This is a genomic window from Pantoea sp. JZ2 (assembly GCF_035191405.1).
GTDB classification, from domain to species: Bacteria; Pseudomonadota; Gammaproteobacteria; order Enterobacterales; family Enterobacteriaceae; genus Pantoea; species Pantoea stewartii.
This window is the reverse complement of the sequence record NZ_CP045247.1, coordinates 1,038,774-1,055,483: the sequence shown is the minus strand read 5'-3', so window position 1 is coordinate 1,055,483 and position 16,710 is coordinate 1,038,774. Positions and strand designations below refer to the sequence as shown.

16 protein-coding genes are annotated in these 16,710 nt (G+C 54.9%); 4 read left to right on the top strand and 12 right to left on the bottom strand.

Annotated elements, in window-relative coordinates; all coding sequences use genetic code 11:
- Together dsbC and xerD are read right to left on the bottom strand one after the other, a co-directional pair.
- Window positions 1-714 carry a bifunctional protein-disulfide isomerase/oxidoreductase DsbC gene (dsbC, locus tag GC087_RS05215; protein ID WP_039338429.1) on the bottom strand — a complete coding sequence of 238 codons (714 nt, stop codon included), beginning with the start codon at window positions 712-714 and terminating at the stop codon, window positions 1-3.
- 21 nt (window positions 715-735) lie between these two features.
- The gene (xerD, locus tag GC087_RS05210; RefSeq protein ID WP_033739613.1) at window positions 736-1,629 is read right to left on the bottom strand and encodes a site-specific tyrosine recombinase XerD; all 894 of its coding nucleotides are present in this window, start codon (window positions 1,627-1,629) and stop codon (window positions 736-738) included.
- 102 nt (window positions 1,630-1,731) lie between these two features.
- Between xerD and fldB the strand changes: the two genes are divergently transcribed.
- A complete protein-coding gene (gene fldB / locus GC087_RS05205; protein ID WP_006120814.1) occupies window positions 1,732-2,250 on the top strand; it encodes a flavodoxin FldB in 519 nt (172 codons plus the stop codon).
- Between the two features lie 10 nt (window positions 2,251-2,260).
- On the opposite strand, the gene GC087_RS05200 is transcribed toward fldB, so the two are convergent.
- Together GC087_RS05200 and sdhE are read right to left on the bottom strand one after the other, a co-directional pair.
- Window positions 2,261-2,677 (bottom strand): protein YgfX, encoded by a 417-nt coding sequence (locus tag GC087_RS05200; RefSeq protein WP_033739615.1) that lies wholly within the window; start codon window positions 2,675-2,677, stop codon window positions 2,261-2,263.
- On the bottom strand, window positions 2,652-2,918 hold the full coding sequence (sdhE, locus tag GC087_RS05195; RefSeq protein ID WP_006120816.1) for an FAD assembly factor SdhE: 267 nt from the start codon (window positions 2,916-2,918) through the stop codon (window positions 2,652-2,654). Before sdhE ends, GC087_RS05200 begins: the two co-directional genes overlap by 26 nt.
- Window positions 2,919-3,142: 224 nt before the next feature.
- On the opposite strand from sdhE, the gene ygfZ reads away from it, so the two are divergent.
- The gene (gene ygfZ / locus GC087_RS05190; RefSeq protein WP_162285990.1) at window positions 3,143-4,129 is read left to right on the top strand and encodes a tRNA-modifying protein YgfZ; all 987 of its coding nucleotides are present in this window, start codon (window positions 3,143-3,145) and stop codon (window positions 4,127-4,129) included.
- Window positions 4,130-4,161: 32 nt separating this feature from the next.
- Here the strand turns inward: ygfZ and trhA are convergent, their stop codons facing one another.
- Complete coding sequence (gene trhA / locus GC087_RS05185) at window positions 4,162-4,815, bottom strand: PAQR family membrane homeostasis protein TrhA (RefSeq protein WP_058708966.1); 654 nt, start codon at window positions 4,813-4,815, stop codon at window positions 4,162-4,164.
- Window positions 4,816-4,978: 163 nt separating this feature from the next.
- Here trhA and GC087_RS05180 point away from each other — a divergent pair, with 163 nt between their 5' ends.
- A complete protein-coding gene (locus tag GC087_RS05180) occupies window positions 4,979-5,698 on the top strand; it encodes a MurR/RpiR family transcriptional regulator (RefSeq protein WP_033739684.1) in 720 nt (239 codons plus the stop codon).
- A gap of 114 nt (window positions 5,699-5,812) precedes the next feature.
- Complete coding sequence (locus tag GC087_RS05175; RefSeq protein WP_058708967.1) at window positions 5,813-7,240, top strand: 6-phospho-beta-glucosidase; 1,428 nt, start codon at window positions 5,813-5,815, stop codon at window positions 7,238-7,240.
- A gap of 34 nt (window positions 7,241-7,274) precedes the next feature.
- Here GC087_RS05175 and GC087_RS05170 read toward each other — a convergent pair whose 3' ends face one another.
- The 7 genes from GC087_RS05170 to pepP all read right to left on the bottom strand — a co-directional run bounded on the left by GC087_RS05170 (window position 7,275) and on the right by pepP (window position 16,687).
- Entirely contained in the window at window positions 7,275-8,018 is a 744-nt protein-coding gene (locus tag GC087_RS05170; protein WP_058708968.1) for an SDR family oxidoreductase, read from the bottom strand.
- A 60-nt stretch (window positions 8,019-8,078) separates the two neighbouring features.
- Window positions 8,079-10,952: an aminomethyl-transferring glycine dehydrogenase gene (gcvP, locus tag GC087_RS05165; RefSeq protein WP_058708969.1), complete on the bottom strand. Its 2,874-nt coding sequence runs from the start codon at window positions 10,950-10,952 to the stop codon at window positions 8,079-8,081.
- Between the two features lie 81 nt (window positions 10,953-11,033).
- Complete coding sequence (gene gcvH / locus GC087_RS05160) at window positions 11,034-11,420, bottom strand: glycine cleavage system protein GcvH (protein WP_033739626.1); 387 nt, start codon at window positions 11,418-11,420, stop codon at window positions 11,034-11,036.
- 24 nt (window positions 11,421-11,444) lie between these two features.
- On the bottom strand, window positions 11,445-12,542 hold the full coding sequence (gene gcvT / locus GC087_RS05155; protein WP_324029850.1) for a glycine cleavage system aminomethyltransferase GcvT: 1,098 nt from the start codon (window positions 12,540-12,542) through the stop codon (window positions 11,445-11,447).
- A gap of 431 nt (window positions 12,543-12,973) precedes the next feature.
- A complete protein-coding gene (gene ubiI / locus GC087_RS05150) occupies window positions 12,974-14,176 on the bottom strand; it encodes an FAD-dependent 2-octaprenylphenol hydroxylase (RefSeq protein ID WP_006120825.1) in 1,203 nt (400 codons plus the stop codon).
- Window positions 14,177-14,189: 13 nt separating this feature from the next.
- Window positions 14,190-15,368, bottom strand: a complete 1,179-nt coding sequence (gene ubiH / locus GC087_RS05145) for a 2-octaprenyl-6-methoxyphenyl hydroxylase (protein WP_058708971.1) — start codon at window positions 15,366-15,368, stop codon at window positions 14,190-14,192.
- On the bottom strand, window positions 15,365-16,687 hold the full coding sequence (pepP, locus tag GC087_RS05140) for a Xaa-Pro aminopeptidase (RefSeq protein ID WP_080752861.1): 1,323 nt from the start codon (window positions 16,685-16,687) through the stop codon (window positions 15,365-15,367). The genes ubiH and pepP overlap by 4 nt, the downstream gene beginning before the upstream one ends.
- Between the last annotated feature and the right edge of the window lie 23 nt (window positions 16,688-16,710).

Sequence of the window (16,710 nt, the reverse complement as noted above, 5' to 3'; positions counted from 1 at the left end):
TTAACCACCACGCTTTTGATTATCCAGTACCTGTTTGAGTTCCTGAGGGCTTTGGTAGCCCGGGATCATCATTCCGCTATCGGTCAGAATGGCGGGCGTGCCCTGAATGCCGAACAGAATGCCGAGTTTATACTGCTGACCAATGTCAGTTTTGCATGACGCAGGCGCCTCCATCTTCGGCGCATCACCTTTCATCGCGTCATCGAAGGCTTTGTTACGATCGGCGCTGCACCAGACCGCTTTCATGGCGCTGGCGACATTACCGTTCATCCCTTCGCGTGGGAAAGCAAGATAACGAACCGTGATGCCCAGCGCATTGTAATCGGCCATCTGCTCGTGCAGCTTGTGACAATAGCCACAGGTAATGTCCGTGAACACCGTGACCACATGCTGCTCTTTTGGCGCTTTATAGATGATCATCTCCGGAACCAGCGCGTCGACCTTTTTATCCAGCAGCGTGTTGGTCACGTTCACCGGTTGCGTGCCGCTGACATCATAAAGGGGACCCTGGATCATGTGCTTACCATCATCGGTCACATACAGGACGCCGCTTTCGCTGAGCACGGTTTTGAAGCCTGGCAGCGGAGACGGCTGAATCTCGGTCTGGTGTAAACCCAGCTTTTTCAGGGAAAGCTGAATAGCGCTGTCATCAGCGTGGGTTAAACCGGAAAAGGCGCTGACCAGCAGCGCCAGCGTGGCAACATGTTTGTTCATTGTTTTCCTTATATCCGTCGGTCATGCACGCGGATGATGCTGTTGATGTAACAGTCGCAGACGTTCCGTGGCGACGTGAGTATAAATCTGGGTCGTGGAGAGATCGCTGTGTCCCAGTAACATCTGTACGACACGCAAGTCTGCTCCGTGGTTCAGCAAATGTGTGGCAAAGGCGTGGCGCAGCACATGGGGCGACAGCTTTTCGCTGTCAATGCCTGCCAGCGTGGCGTAGTGCTTGATTCGGTGCCAGAACGTCTGCCGCGTCATTTGCTGCGCGCGGCTACTGGGGAAGAACACATCCAGCGTTTGCCCGTTGAGCAACCACGGACGACCATGTTCCATATAATATTCCAGCCAGTAGACCGCCTCTTCACCTAATGGCACCAGGCGCTCTTTATTGCCCTTACCGATCACCCGGACCACGCCCTGACGCAGGCTGACGTCGTTCAGGGTTAATCCCACCAGCTCCGAAACACGCAGCCCGGTGGCATACAATAATTCCAGCATGGCTTTATCGCGCAGTTCCAGCGGCACGTTGACATCCGGAGCCTGCAGTAAACGCTCGACCTGTGCCTCGCTCAGATCTTTGGGCAGCCGCTGGGGCAGCTTTGGCGCGGCCAGTTGGGCGCTGGGATCGTCCACACGAATCTTTTCACGGTACAGGTACTGAAACAGGCGGCGCATAGCGCTGAGCAGACGCGCTGAGCTGGTGGCCTTATAGCCGCCTTCCAGTCGCTCTGCGAGAAACTGTTGCAGATCCTGCGGGCTTAATGACACCAGCGTCAGGCCGTGATGTGCCAGCCAGCCGGTGAGCGTTTGCAGATCCTGTCGATAGGAGGACAAGGTATTTTGCGCCAGATTGCGCTCAATCCACAGCGCGTCAAGAAACTGTTCTGTCAGTTCGCTGTCTTGCACGTTTTCCCCGCCGTTCAGTCTGAAATCGTGCTCATTATGCCTGATTCACCCCTGCTTCTGATACAATTACGCCAAAGTCTGGATTAACAGAGCACTATCTGCATGAAAATTGGTCTTTTTTACGGTTCCAGTACCTGCTACACCGAAATCGTAGCGGAGAAGATTCGGGATTTTATTGGCGACGAGTTAGTGACGTTGCACAACGTGAAAGATGACGATCCGCGTCTGATGGAAGAGTACGACCTGCTGATTTTGGGCATTCCGACCTGGGACTTCGGCGAGCTACAGGAAGACTGGGAGGCCATCTGGCCGCAGTTGCCCACCCTCAATCTGCATAACAAGATAGTGGCGCTTTACGGCATGGGCGACCAGATTGGCTATGGTGAATGGTTTCTCGACGCGCTGGGTATGCTGCACGACCTGCTGCAACCCATGGGCGTGCAGTTTGTCGGCTACTGGCCGCTGGATGGCTATGAATTTACCAGCCCCAAACCGCTTAGCGCGGATGGCAAACAGTTTGTCGGGCTGGCGCTGGATGACGTCAATCAGTTTGACGTGACGGATGAGCGCGTTGAGCAGTGGTGCGAGCAGATTCTGACGGAAACGGCCGAACGACTTTAGGCTGTCGGTGTTAACGCGCGCGTTGTCTGTCGCGAAAACAGCAGGCGCGTAAGGCGCGCCATTCAGCAGGCTGCATATTATCCTGCATGAGCCAAAACCGCGTTATCCTGCCCTGAGGGTTCTTCATGACCAGCAACACCGCGCCAGGTAACCAGTAAAGCGGTTGCTGCGTTTGCCAGTGTTCATCCTGCCAGTGCCAGTCACGGGCACTGTCACGTCGTAGCGCTCCACAGCGCAGACACAAGCGCCTGTCCTGCCGCCATCCTTCCCACACGATGAGGGCGAACAGCACCGGCTTTATCACCCACTCTGCCGCAGACAAGGGCATCAGCCCGACGCCGGCTAGCGTTACCACCAGCGTCAGGGCAAGGATTGTGCGCGCCTGCAACGAGGGATGAAGGTTACATTGCCACCGGGCCGCGTTCACGATTACGCTGCTGAATAAGCTTCACCATGCGTTTCAGCTCGGGATCGGCTGGCTCGCCGTGGTTCATCATCCAGTTGAAAAGGTCCGGATCGTCACTTTTCAGCAGGGCAATGAAAACCTGCTTGTCGGTATCGTTTAACGTGTCATATTCGTACTTGAAGAACGGCATAATAGCGACATCCAGTTCCAGCATGCCACGACGGCAGGCCCATTGAACGCGCGATTTATCATGAATATCCATGCATCAGTTTTCCTGTTTCACATCGTGGCGACTAGTGTAACCTGGATTAACAGCGGCTGCAGGCTCCAGACTTCGTCATGTGCACAACGCCGCAGGATGACGCTTTTGCTGGCGTTCATCACGCGTTTTGTGCGCCCTGTTCAGTAAACAGGTTGCAATGCCAGTCTGCTCTTTTACCATTGAAGATATTGTTCCGGATGAACCTTCATACTCAGGATTTATCAATGCCAACATTTACGCTTCCCCCACGTCAACCTGCGGCCTCATCGCGTCTGCCGCTCACGTTAATGTCTCTGGATACCTGGGCTCTGGTGTCTGTAGTGGGCCCTGACAGTACGTCCTATTTGCAGGGTCAGTTGACGCTGGATGTCGCCGCGCTGGATGCCGCCCATCATCTGCCCGCCGCCCACTGCGATGCGAAAGGCAAAATGTGGAGCAATCTGCGTCTGTTTCACCGCGGCGAAGGTTATGCCTATTTAGTGCGCCGGGCACTGCGTGATACTCAGTTGCCGGAGCTAAAAAAATACGCCGTATTCTCTAAAGTGACGCTGGCCGCCGATGACGATGTGGTGTTACTGGGCGTTGCCGGTTTCCAGGCTCGGGCGGCGCTGGCCGACCGGTTTGAAGCCCTTCCTGACAGTACCACTCCCGTGGTGCACCAGGGCGAAACCACCCTGCTGTGGTTTGCCCAGCCCGCAGAGCGCTTTTTACTGGTCACCTCGCTTGCTGAGGCAGAAGCACTGAAACAGAAGCTGGCCGAGGATGCTCAGTTAACAGACAGCACACAGTGGCTGGCCCTGGACATTGAAGCCGGTATTCCGGTGATTGAACCTGCGACCAGCGCGCAGTTTATTCCCCAGGCGACTAATTTGCAGGCACTGGACGCGATCAGCTTCAAAAAAGGCTGCTACACCGGGCAGGAGATGGTGGCCCGCGCGAAATACCGTGGCGCCAATAAGCGCGCCCTGTACTGGCTGTCAGGCCAGGCCAGCCATCTGCCTGCCGCAAACGACTCGCTGGAATTGCAGATGGGTGAACGCTGGCGTCGCACAGGTACCGTTCTCGCCGCCGTGCAGCTTGATGATGGCGTGACCTGGGTGCAGGTCGTGATGAATAACGATCTGGAGCCAGACAGCGTATTGCGCGTCGAAGGGGATGAAGGAGGCAAACTCACTATTCAGCCTTTGCCTTATTCGCTGGACGAAAACTGAGTGTCGGGGCGGGAACCTCTCCCGCCCTGTTTCTACATGACGTAGAAATAAATGGCGCAGAAATGACAGATGCAGCCGCCTAACACAAAACCGTGCCAGATGGCGTGATTAAACGGCACGCGGCGCGCCACATAAAAGATCACCCCCAGGGAATAGATGATGCCACCCAGCGCCAACAGCCAGATTCCGCCCGGCGACAGTTTCATCGCCAGTTGATAGACCACCACCAGCGACAGCCATCCCATACAAAGATACGTGACCAGTGACAGCACCTTATAGCGTTCGGCGATCGTCAGTTTAAACAGGATGCCCAGCAGCGCCAGTCCCCAGATGACCGCCATTAATGCGTGAGCCAGCGGTGACTGCAGCCCTGTCATCAAAAACGGCGTATAAGTGCCCGCAATCAACAGATAGATGGCGCAGTGATCCACTTTTTTCAGCACGCGTTTGGCGCGTGAATGACTGACAGCGTGATAAAGCGTGGACGCCAGAAACAGCACGATCATGCTGCCGCCATACAGGCTTGAGCTGACGATGGTGGTGACATCCGCATGGATCGCTGTTGCCTTAACCAGTAGCAGCACTAACCCAACGATTCCAAAGAGGCAACCCAGCCCGTGACTGATACTGTTGGCAATTTCCTCTGCCAGTGGATAGCCCTGCGTGGAAAAATGTTTATGCGTCATAACCTTCCTGCCTGAAAAGTGAGAGCCATTGCAGATTAATCACCAGATAAATTAATCAGAAAAACTTTCAGTGTACAAGTGTAAGCTTAAATTAATTAATGCGGTCAACGCCGGTTCAAATTCTGTTAAAATGCTGACTGGTCAACTATCTGGTGATTTTTTCATGTTCGCGCATCACGATCTTGCCACGCTCAACGATCTGGAATTGCAGGTTTATCAGTACATCATCAGACATCGTGAAAGTGTCAGTTACATGACCATTCGTGAACTGGCGGAGCAGGCCGCCGTGTCAACTACCACCGTGCTGCGTTTCTGTCGCAAAATGCACTGTGAAGGCTGGTCTGAGTTTCGTATCCGTCTGCGGCTGGCCCAGGAACACACGGCCCCAGCTTTACCGGTCTCTGGCCCGGCCGATATGCTGAGTTTTTTTAAAAGCATCAATAATGCTGAATTTGAGCAGGTCATCACCCAGGCAGCCGCGATGATCAGGCAGGCTGAGCGGGTATTTTTTATTGGTGTGGGCACATCAGGGAGCCTGGGAAAATACGGTGCACGTTTTTTTTCGAATGTGGGGAAATTCAGTCATGCTATTGATGATCCTTATTATCCCGTCAGTCCGAGCCTGTATGAAAATGCCCTGGCGATCATCCTTTCTGTCTCGGGCGAAACAGAAGAAGTACTGCGTATCGCCAGCCAGTTTAGCCTGAATAAATGCAAAATTATTGCGGTCACCAACAGTGAAAACTGTTCGCTGGCAAAAATGAGCGACTTTACGGTTTCCTATCACGTCCCGGTTATCCGCCTGGCGGATAACTGCGATATTACCACTCAGGTACCGGCGATTTATATTATCGAATCACTTGGCCGACGGTTAAGCCAGTAAAACACAGCGTTTTTTAGCTGTGACAAATCCCTTTTTTCGCACGGTGTTATACCGTGACTTTATAAAGTGCTTTGCTACACTCAGCCCAATTTTATCTGTATTGGAGAGTGGGTAATGAGCTTACCAGACACATTTTTGTGGGGCGGTGCCGTCGCGGCTCACCAGGTTGAAGGCGGGTGGGATCAGGGTGGAAAAGGTATTAGCATCGCTGACGTGCTGACAGGGGGTGCACACGGCGTGGATCGTGTCATTACCGATGGCGTTCAGCCCGGAAAATTTTACCCTAATCATCAGGCCGTCGAGTTTTACTCACACTACAAGCAGGATATTGCGTTATTTGCGGAGATGGGATTTAAATGCTTCCGTACCTCGATTGCGTGGACGCGTATATTCCCTAATGGCGATGAGCAGCAACCTAACGAAGCCGGCCTGCAGTTTTATGATGACCTGTTTGATGAATTACTGAAATATGGCATCGAACCAGTAATCACCCTTTCCCATTTTGAAATGCCCTACCACCTGGTAAAAGAGTATGGCGGCTGGCATAACCGTAAAGTCGTCGATTTCTTTGTGCGTTTCAGTGAAGTCGTGCTGGAACGATACAAAAATAAAGTTAAATACTGGATGACCTTTAACGAAATTAACAACCAACGTAACTGGCAATATCCGCTGTTTGGCTACTGCTGTTCCGGCGTTATTTTCACCGACCATGAAAAACCTGAACAGGCGATGTATCAGGTCATGCACCATCAGTTCGTTGCCAGTGCCCGGGTGGTGAAGCGCGGACACGAGATCAACCCGGACTTCAAAATTGGCTGCATGATCGCCATGGTGCCGGTTTATCCGTTCTCCTGCCATCCTGACGATGTCATGCTGGCTAAAGAAGCGATGCATCAACGCTATGTCTTTAGCGATGTACAAATGCGCGGTTACTACCCTGCCTACGCGCTGAAAGAGTGGGAACGCAAAGGCTACCACATTGAGATGCAACCAGAGGATGCAGATACCCTGCGTCAGGGCTGTGCCGATTACATCGGTTTCAGCTATTACATGAGTAATGCCGTGCAGCACAGCGCCAGCGGTGTTGACGACCCCATTACCGGTTTTGACGGAGTGGTCAAAAACCCGCATGTCAGCGCCTCAGACTGGGGCTGGCAGATCGATCCCGTTGGCCTGCGTTATGTGCTGAACGATCTGTACGAACGCTACCAGAAGCCGCTGTTTATCGTGGAAAACGGCTTTGGCGCGATCGACAAACCGAATGCGCAGGGCGTGATCGAAGATGATTACCGCATTACGTATCTGGCGGCGCATATCGCAGAGATGAAAAAAGCCGTCATTCATGATGGTGTGGATCTGATGGGATATACGCCGTGGGGCTGCATCGATTGTGTATCCTTTACGACCGGCCAGTACGACAAGCGCTACGGTTTCATTCACGTTAATAAAAACGACGATGGCAGCGGTGATTTCTCACGCGCGAAAAAGAAAAGCTTTGCCTGGTATCAGCAGGTTATCGCCAGTAACGGTGAAAAGCTGTAAGTCGGTTGCCGCAGCGTCACGCTGCGGCATGAATTTACCGCCCGCCGGCGGCATCAATGATGCTGCCGGTGATGTAAGAGGCCGCATCGCTGGCCAGCCAGACCACCACTTCTGCAATTTCTTCGGCATGTCCACCACGTCCCATCGGAACGCCGCTCGCCAGTCGGTCGACCCGGCCGGGCTCCCCGCCATCGGCATGCATCCCGGTGTAGATCAGACCGGGCCGCACGCCATTGACGCGAATTCCCTGTTGCGCGACCTCCAGTGACAGACCTTTCGTCAGCGTATCCATCGCGCCCTTCGATGCGGCATAGTCGACATATTCACCGGGAGAACCCGTACGGGCTGCCGCGGAGGAAACGTTCACAATACTGCCGCCCAGTCCTCCCAGGTGCGTTCCCATGCGCCGGACGGCTTCACGACAGCAGAGGAAGGTGCCCGTGACATTTGTGGCAAAAACCTGTTGAATGCGCGCCGCGTCCAGTTGCTCAAGACGGCATTGCTGAAACAGGATACCGGCGTTATTTACCAGCAGCGAGAGCGGCAGGTTCTCCTGATCCAGCCGTTGAAACAGCGCCATGACCTGCGCCTCGTCACTGATATCGGCCTGTACGCTAAAGGCTTCTCCGCCGTTACGCACAATCTCATCCACCACCCGCTGCGCTTCACTTTCGCGCGCGCGATAATTCACGGCCACACGGTAGCCCCGTGTCGCCAGTAAAACGGCGGTCGCACGGCCAATGCCGCGACTACCGCCAGTAACAAGCGCGAGTTTCATCTGAGCCTCCATAAAAAAAGGGCCGAAAACCGGCCCTCAAAACAGTTGTGTTAACCCGACTCAGGCATAATCGCTCATCGGTACACATGAGCAGAACAGGTTGCGGTCACCAAAAACATCATCCAGGCGCTTCACTGTTGGCCAGTATTTATTGTGGCTGCCTGCCGGGAAAACGGCCAGCTCGCGGCTGTAAGGATGCGTCCATTCGCCAGTCACTTCCATTTGTGTGTGAGGCGCGTTAACCAGCGGATTATTATCCATTGGCCACTCGCCCTTTTCCACCCGCCCAATTTCCATACGAATCGCCAGCATGGCATCAATAAAGCGGTCCAGCTCCAGTTTGCCTTCCGATTCGGTAGGTTCCACCATCAGCGTGCCCGCGACCGGGAATGACATGGTTGGCGCATGGAAACCGTAGTCGATGAGGCGTTTTGCAATATCCAGTTCACTGATCCCGGTCTGCTCTTTCAGCGGACGAATATCCAGAATACATTCGTGCGCCACACGACCATCCCGCCCGGTATACAGAATCGGATAAGCTGATTTCAGACGGCTGGCGATGTAGTTGGCATTGAGAATCGCCACCGAACTGGCCTGCTTGAGCCCTTCCGCGCCCATCATGCGGATGTACATCCAGCTGATTGGTAAAATGGAAGCACTGCCAAACGGTGCAGCAGATACAGCGCCCTGCTGTGTCAGCACACCATCAATCTGCACCACGCTGTGACCGGGTACAAACGGTGCCAGATGCGCTTTCACGCCAATAGGTCCCATGCCCGGGCCGCCGCCGCCGTGCGGAATACAGAAAGTTTTGTGCAGGTTAAGGTGCGAAACGTCAGCGCCAATATAACCCGGCGTCGTAATACCCACCTGGGCATTCATGTTCGCACCGTCCAGGTATACCTGGCCGCCGTACTGATGCACGATCTGGCACACTTCACGAATAGTCTCTTCATACACGCCGTGCGTGGATGGGTAGGTCACCATGATGCATGACAGTTTATCGCCCGCCTGTGCGGCTTTTTCGCGCAGGTCGCCCAGATCGATATTACCCTGTTTGTCACAGGCCACGACCACCACATCCATGCCCGCCATCTGGGCTGAGGCCGGGTTGGTCCCGTGTGCTGAGCTGGGAATCAGGCAAAGGTGACGTTCACCTTCACCACGACTTTCATGGTAACGACGAATTGCTAACAGCCCCGCGTATTCCCCCTGTGCACCGGAGTTCGGCTGCATGCAGAGCGCATCGTAACCGGTAAGCTGAACCAGCCACTGGGAAAGCTGGCCAATCATTTGCAGGTAGCCGCCCGCCTGTTCTGCCGGGCAGAACGGATGCATTTCGGCAAATTCAGGCCAGGTGATGGGAATCATCTCTGCGGCAGCGTTAAGCTTCATCGTGCATGAACCCAGCGGAATCATCGCCTGGTTGAGAGCCAGATCTTTTTTCTCCAGGCTGTGCATATAGCGCATCATCTCGGTCTCACTGTGATGGCGATTGAACACAGGGTGAGAGAGGATGTCGCTGACGCGCTGCTGGCTTGCAGGGATTGACTGGCTGTCTGCCGCAACCTGGCTATCAAGTTGATCGATATCCAGACCATGATCATCGCCCAGCAGGATGGCGAACAATGTCGCAACGTCTTCACGACATGTGGTTTCATCCAGCGTGATACCGACAGCGTTATGAATATCACTACGCAGGTTAACGCCGAAACTCAGCGCACGGTTTAACACGGCGGCTTTATCGGTCACGTCCACTGTCAGCGTGTCGAACCAGTGGTGATGACGCAGCTTCAGCCCGCCACGTTGCAGTCCGGCAGCCAGGATATCGGTGAAGCGGTGAATACGTGAAGCGATACGTTTCAGCCCAACAGGTCCGTGGAACACGGCATACAGTCCCGCGATATTGGCCAGCAGCACCTGAGAGGTACAGATATTGGAGTTGGCTTTTTCCCGACGGATATGTTGCTCGCGAGTTTGCATCGCCATACGCAACGCGGTGTTGCCAGCGGCGTCGCGTGAGACACCGATAATACGGCCAGGCATAGAACGCTTGTGTTCATCACGGCTGGCAAAGAAGGCCGCATGAGGACCGCCATAGCCCATTGGTACACCAAAGCGCTGAGCGGAACCGAACACAATATCCGCGCCCTGCTTGCCCGGCGATTCAAGTAACACCAGGGCCATAAAATCCGAGGCCACGCTGACGACTACTTTACGGGTTTTCAGCTCGGCAATCAGGCTGGTGTAATCGTGTACCTCGCCCGTGGTGCCTACCTGCTGAAGCAGGACACCAAACAGATTATCGTGCTCCAGGGCTTTCTCCGCGCTGTCGATAATCAGTTCAAAACCAAAGGTTTCGGCGCGGGTCCGTACCACATCCAGCGTTTGCGGATGGATATCATCAGCGATAAAGAACCGGTTGGCATTTTTCAGTTTGCTGATGCGTTTTGCCATCGCCATCGCTTCGGCCGCCGCGGTGGCTTCATCCAGCAGTGAAGCGGACGCGATATCCATGCCGGTCAGATCAATGGTGACCTGCTGGAAGTTTAGCAGCGCCTCCAGGCGTCCTTGAGAAACTTCGGGCTGATACGGCGTGTAAGCCGTGTACCAGCCCGGATTTTCCAGCATGTTCCGCAGGATAACGGGCGGCGTTATCACCGCACTGTATCCCATGCCGATCCAGGATTTGTAGCGCAGGTTTTGCGCGGCAATCGCTTTTAACTCTGCCAGCGCCTGCTGTTCAGTTGCCGCATCGCCAACGGCGGGCGGACCGGGCAACTGAATGTCGGCGGGAACAATAGAACCAATCAACGACGCCAGAGAGCTGGCACCAATCGCCTCCAGCATAACGGCCTGTTGTTCTGGCGACGGACCAATATGGCGCTCAATAAACGCACCGTTGTGTTCAAGCTGGCTGAGAGTCTGAGTCATGAGCTGTAAATCCTGAATCGGGCTGGGGAACAGAGAGTGCTGGTCAGATATCGGCGGCCTCATCTGGAGGCCGCGCAACGATTACTCGTCAATAGATGCTTTGTAGGCATCCGCGTCCAGCAGTGAGTCTAGTTCTGACTCATCGCTGGCTTTGATCTGGAATAACCAGCCGTCCTGATAAGGCTCGCTGTTAACCAGCTCTGGGGAATCATTCAGCGCGTCGTTCACGGCGATAATTTCGCCACTGACAGGAGAATAGATATCGGAAGCCGCTTTTACGGATTCGGCGACGGCGCACTCTTCGCCGGCAGCGAACGTCGCCCCTACTTCTGGCAGGTCCACAAAGACCATATCGCCCAGTAATTCCTGCGCGTGTTCGGTGATGCCGACGGTGTAAGATCCATCCGCATTTTTGCGCAGCCATTCATGACTGTCGCGGTATTTCAACTCAGCTGGCACATTGCTCATCGCCCTTTCTCCTGTAATTATGTTTTACTGCGCAACCGGCTTGCCGGCGCTAACGAAAACGGGTTTAGTCACTTTTACGGGCATTTCACGGTTGCGGATTTCGACGATAGCGTCTTCGCCAATGCCCGCAGGCACGCGGGCCAGCGCAATGCTGTAACCCAACGTTGGTGAGAAAGATCCGCTGGTAATAATGCCCTGCTGCATCTGCCCCTGACTATCCGTAAAACGCACGGGCAGGCCGTTACGCAGTACGCCTTTTTCTGTCAGGATCAGGCCAACCAGTTTTTCAGTGCCTTTTTCGCGCTGACTTTCCAGTGCTTCGCGCCCGATAAAATTGCGGTCCGCCGGTTCCCAGCACAGGGTCCAGCCCATGTTGGCGGCCAGCGGTGAGACGCTTTCATCCATTTCCTGACCGTAAAGATTCATGCCCGCTTCCAGACGCAATGTATCACGTGCGCCCAGCCCGGCGGGTTTGACGCCCGCGGCGAGCAGGCGCTGCCAGAATGTAACGGCCTGCGCCGCAGGCAGCGCGATCTCATAACCCGCTTCGCCGGTATAACCGGTGGTGGCGATAAACAGCTCCCCGGCCTGCATACCAAAGAACGGCTTCATACCTTGTACAGCCTGACGCTGTGCATCACTGAAGAGCGTTTGTGCTTTTTGCTGGGCCTGTGGGCCCTGCACGGCGATCATCGCCAGATCGTCACGCTCCCGGACTTCCACGCCATAACCCTGCGCATGTTCATTGATCCATGCCAGATCCTTTTCACGCGTCGCAGAGTTCACGACCAGGCGGAAAAACGTCTCATCCATGAAATACACGATCAGATCGTCAATCACGCCGCCCGACGCATTCAGCATGCCGGTGTAAAGCGCTTTGCCGGGTTGCGTCAGCCTCGCGACATCGTTTGCCAGCAGAAAACGCAAAAACTCACGCGTACGTGCACCGTGCAGATCGACGATGGTCATGTGCGAAACATCAAACATGCCTGCGTCGTTGCGAACAGCATGATGTTCATCCAGTTGGGAGCCATAGTGCAGCGGCATCATCCAGCCATGGAAATCCACCATACGCGCACCGTTTTCCTGATGCTGGTCAAACAGAGGTGTGTGCTGAGTCATAACTATCCTGTGCTGAAACAAGTAAGTTTGAAACCACGCCGCCGGGAGCCGACGCAAACGTTCTCTTTGCAATGACGTTACCACTGAACGGGTCGATTAACCATAAGCAAAGCGAGGTCGAACGCAGACGCACAGCCTAATCGCGCAAAAGAAAAAGCAGGACAAAAGACTGTGATTTTGTGATTAAACACACAAAAAATACGACCTATTCATTTTTTTACAGCCATTTTATTCGTACCGACACGCAAGATGTTAAAAAAATAGCGAAGCAAAAATGGCATCGAATAAAAATAAGTAATGCGAAACATCACGCAAAATTAGAATAAATCAAATGAGGCGCTGCAACGGTGCAGGACTGCATTTTTACGGTGCAGTCCTTTTTTAAAATAAAAAAGCCAGCAATTACGCTGGCTTTAAGAAAGGGATTCGCGTCAGCGAAGCCAGGCGGGAATGTCGTTCAGGCCCATCGCCTGCCGCAACATGACAGGTTTCACGCCCGGTAAATTATCGGCCAATTTTAGCCCGACATCGCGAAGCAGCTTTTTAGCCGGATTATTGCCCGCAAACAGCTCACGAAATCCCTGCATGCCCGCGAGCATCATGGCGGCACTGTGTTTACGGCTGCGTTCATAGCGGCGCAGATAGAGGTGCTGCCCGATATCTTTGCCCTGCTGATGCAGGCGGCGAACTTCACCAATCAACTCTGCGGCATCCATAAAACCGAGATTGACACCCTGCCCGGCCAGCGGATGAATGGTATGCGCAGCATCGCCCACCAGCGCCAGGCGATGTGCAGCAAAGCTGCGCGCATAGCGTGCCGTGAGGGGGAATGCCTTCCGTTCGCCTTCCAGTTCGCACAGGCCAAGGCGCATATCAAACGCCACCGACAACTGTTGATTAAAGAGCGCCTCAGGCATCGTTTCCAGCCGGGTGGCTTCCTGGGGCGACAGCGACCAGACGATGGAGCACAGATGCGGATCCTGCATCGGCAGAAACGCCAGAATGCCATCGCCATGGAATACCTGACGCGCGACGCCATCATGTGGCATGGAGGTACGGATGTTCGCCACCAGGGCATGGTGTTCATAATCCCAGAAAGTCAGCGGAATATCGGCTTTGTTGCGCAGCCAGGAATTGGCACCGTCTGCGGCAACCATCAGCCGTGCGCTCATCATGCCGCCATCCTGTAGCGTAATGAAGGCTTCGTTATCGCCAAATGCCACCTGCTGAAGATGTGACGACGGCAGCAACGTCACGTCACTGCACTGCCTGGCTCGCTGCCATAAGGCGCAGTGAATCACCGGGTTTTCGATAATGTGCCCGAGATGGGTTAAGCCCTGCTGCTCACCGTCAAATGAGATAGCACCAAAGCTGTCACGATCCCAGACTTCCATGGCCTGATAAGGGCTGGCTCTGAGCGACAGGATCGTCGACCAGACATCCAGTTTTTGTAAAAGACGTTCACTGGCCGCATTGATAGCCGATACGCGGACAGACGGAGAAGCGGTGGCATCAAATTGCGGCTCGGGCGCTTGTTCGAGTACGGCGATACGCAAGCCACTGCCCTGCAGACCGCAGGCCACGGCCAGTCCTACCATACCGCCACCGGCGATCACCACATCATAAGTTTGCATCAGTGCCTCTCAGTTAACGCTTAACCCAGCCAAGCGTGCGCTCGGCCAGAAGATTTCTCAGCAACGGCAGATGATCCATTGCCAGCAGGCCAAGGTTGCGCCCGACGACCAGCGGTGCATGGCGGTTGGCAAACAGGCGCACCAGACCGTCGGTGAGACCGATGGTCGTGGCCCGATCCTGTTGGCGACGCTGACGGTAATGCTGCATGACAGCATAGCTGCCGGGGTCCTGTTGCTGCCGGTGCGCGGTGGCCAGGGTTTCGGCTAAGGACATGACATCCCTCAGGCCCAGGTTAAATCCCTGCCCGGCAATAGGGTGCAGCGTCTGGGCTGCGTTGCCCACGGTGGCAACACGATGTGAAACGACCGGTTCGGCCTGTTGCAATGCCAGCGGATAGATATCGCGTTTACCGGTGTGGGTAAATTTCCCCAGTCGCCAGCCGAACGCGTGCTGAAGTTCGCTGAGAAACGTCTCGTCGTCCCAGCGCTCAAGCTGCGGGCGCTTATCCAATGAATGACACCACACCAGCGACAGACGGTTGTCAGACATCGGCAGCAGGGCGAGCGGGCCGAACTCAGTAAACCGTTCAAAGGCCCGCCCCTGGTGCGGTATCTCGCTGGTGACATTCGCAATGAGTGCCAGTTGCTGATAAGTTTCGGTTTGCCACTGAATACCGCAGGCTGCCGCGACAGCCGAACGCGAGCCATCAGCCGCCACCAGCACATCAGCGTCCAGCTGTTCATCATTATCCAGCGTGACCTTCACGTGCGCCTGAGTACGGTTCACATTGGTGACCCGTGCCGGACAGCGCAGGGTGACGCCGGGAGCCTGTTTAAGCTGCGCGAATAAACGCTGGCCTACGTCGAACAATTCGACGACCTGGCCCAGCGCGGGAATCGCATAGTCGCTGGCCGTCAGTGAGACAAAACCCGCATGACCCCGATCAGAAACATGGATCGTCGTGATCGGCGTTGCGCAGGGGGCAATGCGCTGCCAGAGATTAATATTGGCCAGTTGCTGACAGGTGCCGGCAGACAGCGCAATGGCACGGCCGTCATAACCTGGATGCGCGCGGCTGGCAGGTTCGCTGCTTTCGATCAGCGTGACGGGCAGCGCGCCCTGTGTCAGGTGCGAAATAGCCAGCGCCAGCGTGGCGCCGGTCATTCCGCCACCTGCGATGAGGACGGTCATCCTGCGCGTGCCGCCGCCATCAGCGCCTCAATAGCATCCGGATCTTTCACGACGCTGTCAGTGAGATTCTCATTACCTGTTTCAGTGATCACAATGTCATCCTCAATGCGAATGCCGATACCGCGGTATTCCACCGGCACGTCGGCATCGGGGGCAATGTATAAGCCTGGTTCAATAGTAATGACCATGCCCGGTTCCAGAATGCGATCCCGGCTTGGCGTGCCGTAGTGCCCCACATCATGGACATCCAGCCCCAGCCAGTGGCTCAGGCCATGCATAAAGAATTTGCGATGCGCGTCTTCAGCAATTAACGCGTCAACCTCGCCCTGCAACACGCCCAGTTCAACCAGACCGGTCACCATGATGTGCACCACCTCATCATTCACCTCGCGAATACTGACGCCAGGCCGGAAACGGGATAATGCCGTCTCTAACGATTTCAGCACGATGTTGTAGACAGCACGTTGAGCGGGTGAGAATTTACCGTTTACCGGGAAGGTGCGGGTAATATCGCCTGCGTACCCCTGCCATTCACATCCCGCATCAATCAGCACCAGGTCGCCATCCCGCAGCTCACATTCATTCTCGGTATAGTGCAGAATACATCCATTTTCACCGGAACCGACGATGGTGTTGTAGGAGGGAAAACGCGCACCGTGGCGGTTAAACTCATGATGAATTTCGCCTTCCAGATGATATTCGTACAGGCCGGGGCGACAGGCCTGCATAGCGCGCGTATGGGCCAGCGCACTGATCTCACCTGCACGGCGCAGAATGGCGATTTCTTCCGGACTTTTGAACAGGCGCATCTCATGCACCCAGGGACGCCAGTCTGTCAGGCTGGCAGGGGCGCTCAGGTTCTGGCGGAAACCGCGACGTAGTTTATCCAGTGCACTGAACACCAGCTTGTCAGCCTCAGGATATAACCCTTGCGCGTGATAAACCTCATCCAGACCGTTCAACAAAAGATGAAGCTGCTCACCGATATCGTTCCAGGGCAGTGCGCGATCCACACCCAGTTTTGCCGGTGCCGCCTCCTGGCCCAGACGGCGACCAAACCAGATTTCTGCGGTCAGGTCGCGGACACGATTAAACAGCACACTGTGGTTGTGGTTCTCATCACTTTTGATCAGCACCAGTAAGGCTTCAGGCTCATTAAAACCTGTGAAGTACCAGAAATCACTGTTTTGACGAAACGGATATTCGCTGTCGTTACTGCGCGTTACTTCAGGCGCCGCAAAAATTAACGCTGCGCTGCCCGGAACCATTTTCGCTAACAGCGCCTGACGACGCTGCTGGAAGGTCTCCAGTGAAATCATGTCTGCACTCCCTGTTGAACTGA

Excerpts from the sequence above, each read along its gene's own strand:
- dsbC (WP_039338429.1), bottom strand. The coding sequence starts at position 714 with ATGAACAAACATGTTGCCACGCTGGCGCTGCTGGTCAGCGCCTTTTCC.
- fldB (WP_006120814.1), top strand. The coding sequence starts at position 1,732 with ATGAAAATTGGTCTTTTTTACGGTTCCAGTACCTGCTACACCGAAATC.
- sdhE (WP_006120816.1), bottom strand. The coding sequence starts at position 2,918 with ATGGATATTCATGATAAATCGCGCGTTCAATGGGCCTGCCGTCGTGGC.
- ygfZ (WP_162285990.1), top strand. The coding sequence starts at position 3,143 with ATGCCAACATTTACGCTTCCCCCACGTCAACCTGCGGCCTCATCGCGT.
- trhA (WP_058708966.1), bottom strand. The coding sequence starts at position 4,815 with ATGACGCATAAACATTTTTCCACGCAGGGCTATCCACTGGCAGAGGAA.
- GC087_RS05180 (WP_033739684.1), top strand. The coding sequence starts at position 4,979 with ATGTTCGCGCATCACGATCTTGCCACGCTCAACGATCTGGAATTGCAG.
- GC087_RS05175 (WP_058708967.1), top strand. The coding sequence starts at position 5,813 with ATGAGCTTACCAGACACATTTTTGTGGGGCGGTGCCGTCGCGGCTCAC.
- GC087_RS05170 (WP_058708968.1), bottom strand. The coding sequence starts at position 8,018 with ATGAAACTCGCGCTTGTTACTGGCGGTAGTCGCGGCATTGGCCGTGCG.
- gcvP (WP_058708969.1), bottom strand. The coding sequence starts at position 10,952 with ATGACTCAGACTCTCAGCCAGCTTGAACACAACGGTGCGTTTATTGAG.
- gcvH (WP_033739626.1), bottom strand. The coding sequence starts at position 11,420 with ATGAGCAATGTGCCAGCTGAGTTGAAATACCGCGACAGTCATGAATGG.
- gcvT (WP_324029850.1), bottom strand. The coding sequence starts at position 12,542 with ATGACTCAGCACACACCTCTGTTTGACCAGCATCAGGAAAACGGTGCG.
- ubiI (WP_006120825.1), bottom strand. The coding sequence starts at position 14,176 with ATGCAAACTTATGATGTGGTGATCGCCGGTGGCGGTATGGTAGGACTG.
- ubiH (WP_058708971.1), bottom strand. The coding sequence starts at position 15,368 with ATGACCGTCCTCATCGCAGGTGGCGGAATGACCGGCGCCACGCTGGCG.
- pepP (WP_080752861.1), bottom strand. The coding sequence starts at position 16,687 with ATGATTTCACTGGAGACCTTCCAGCAGCGTCGTCAGGCGCTGTTAGCG.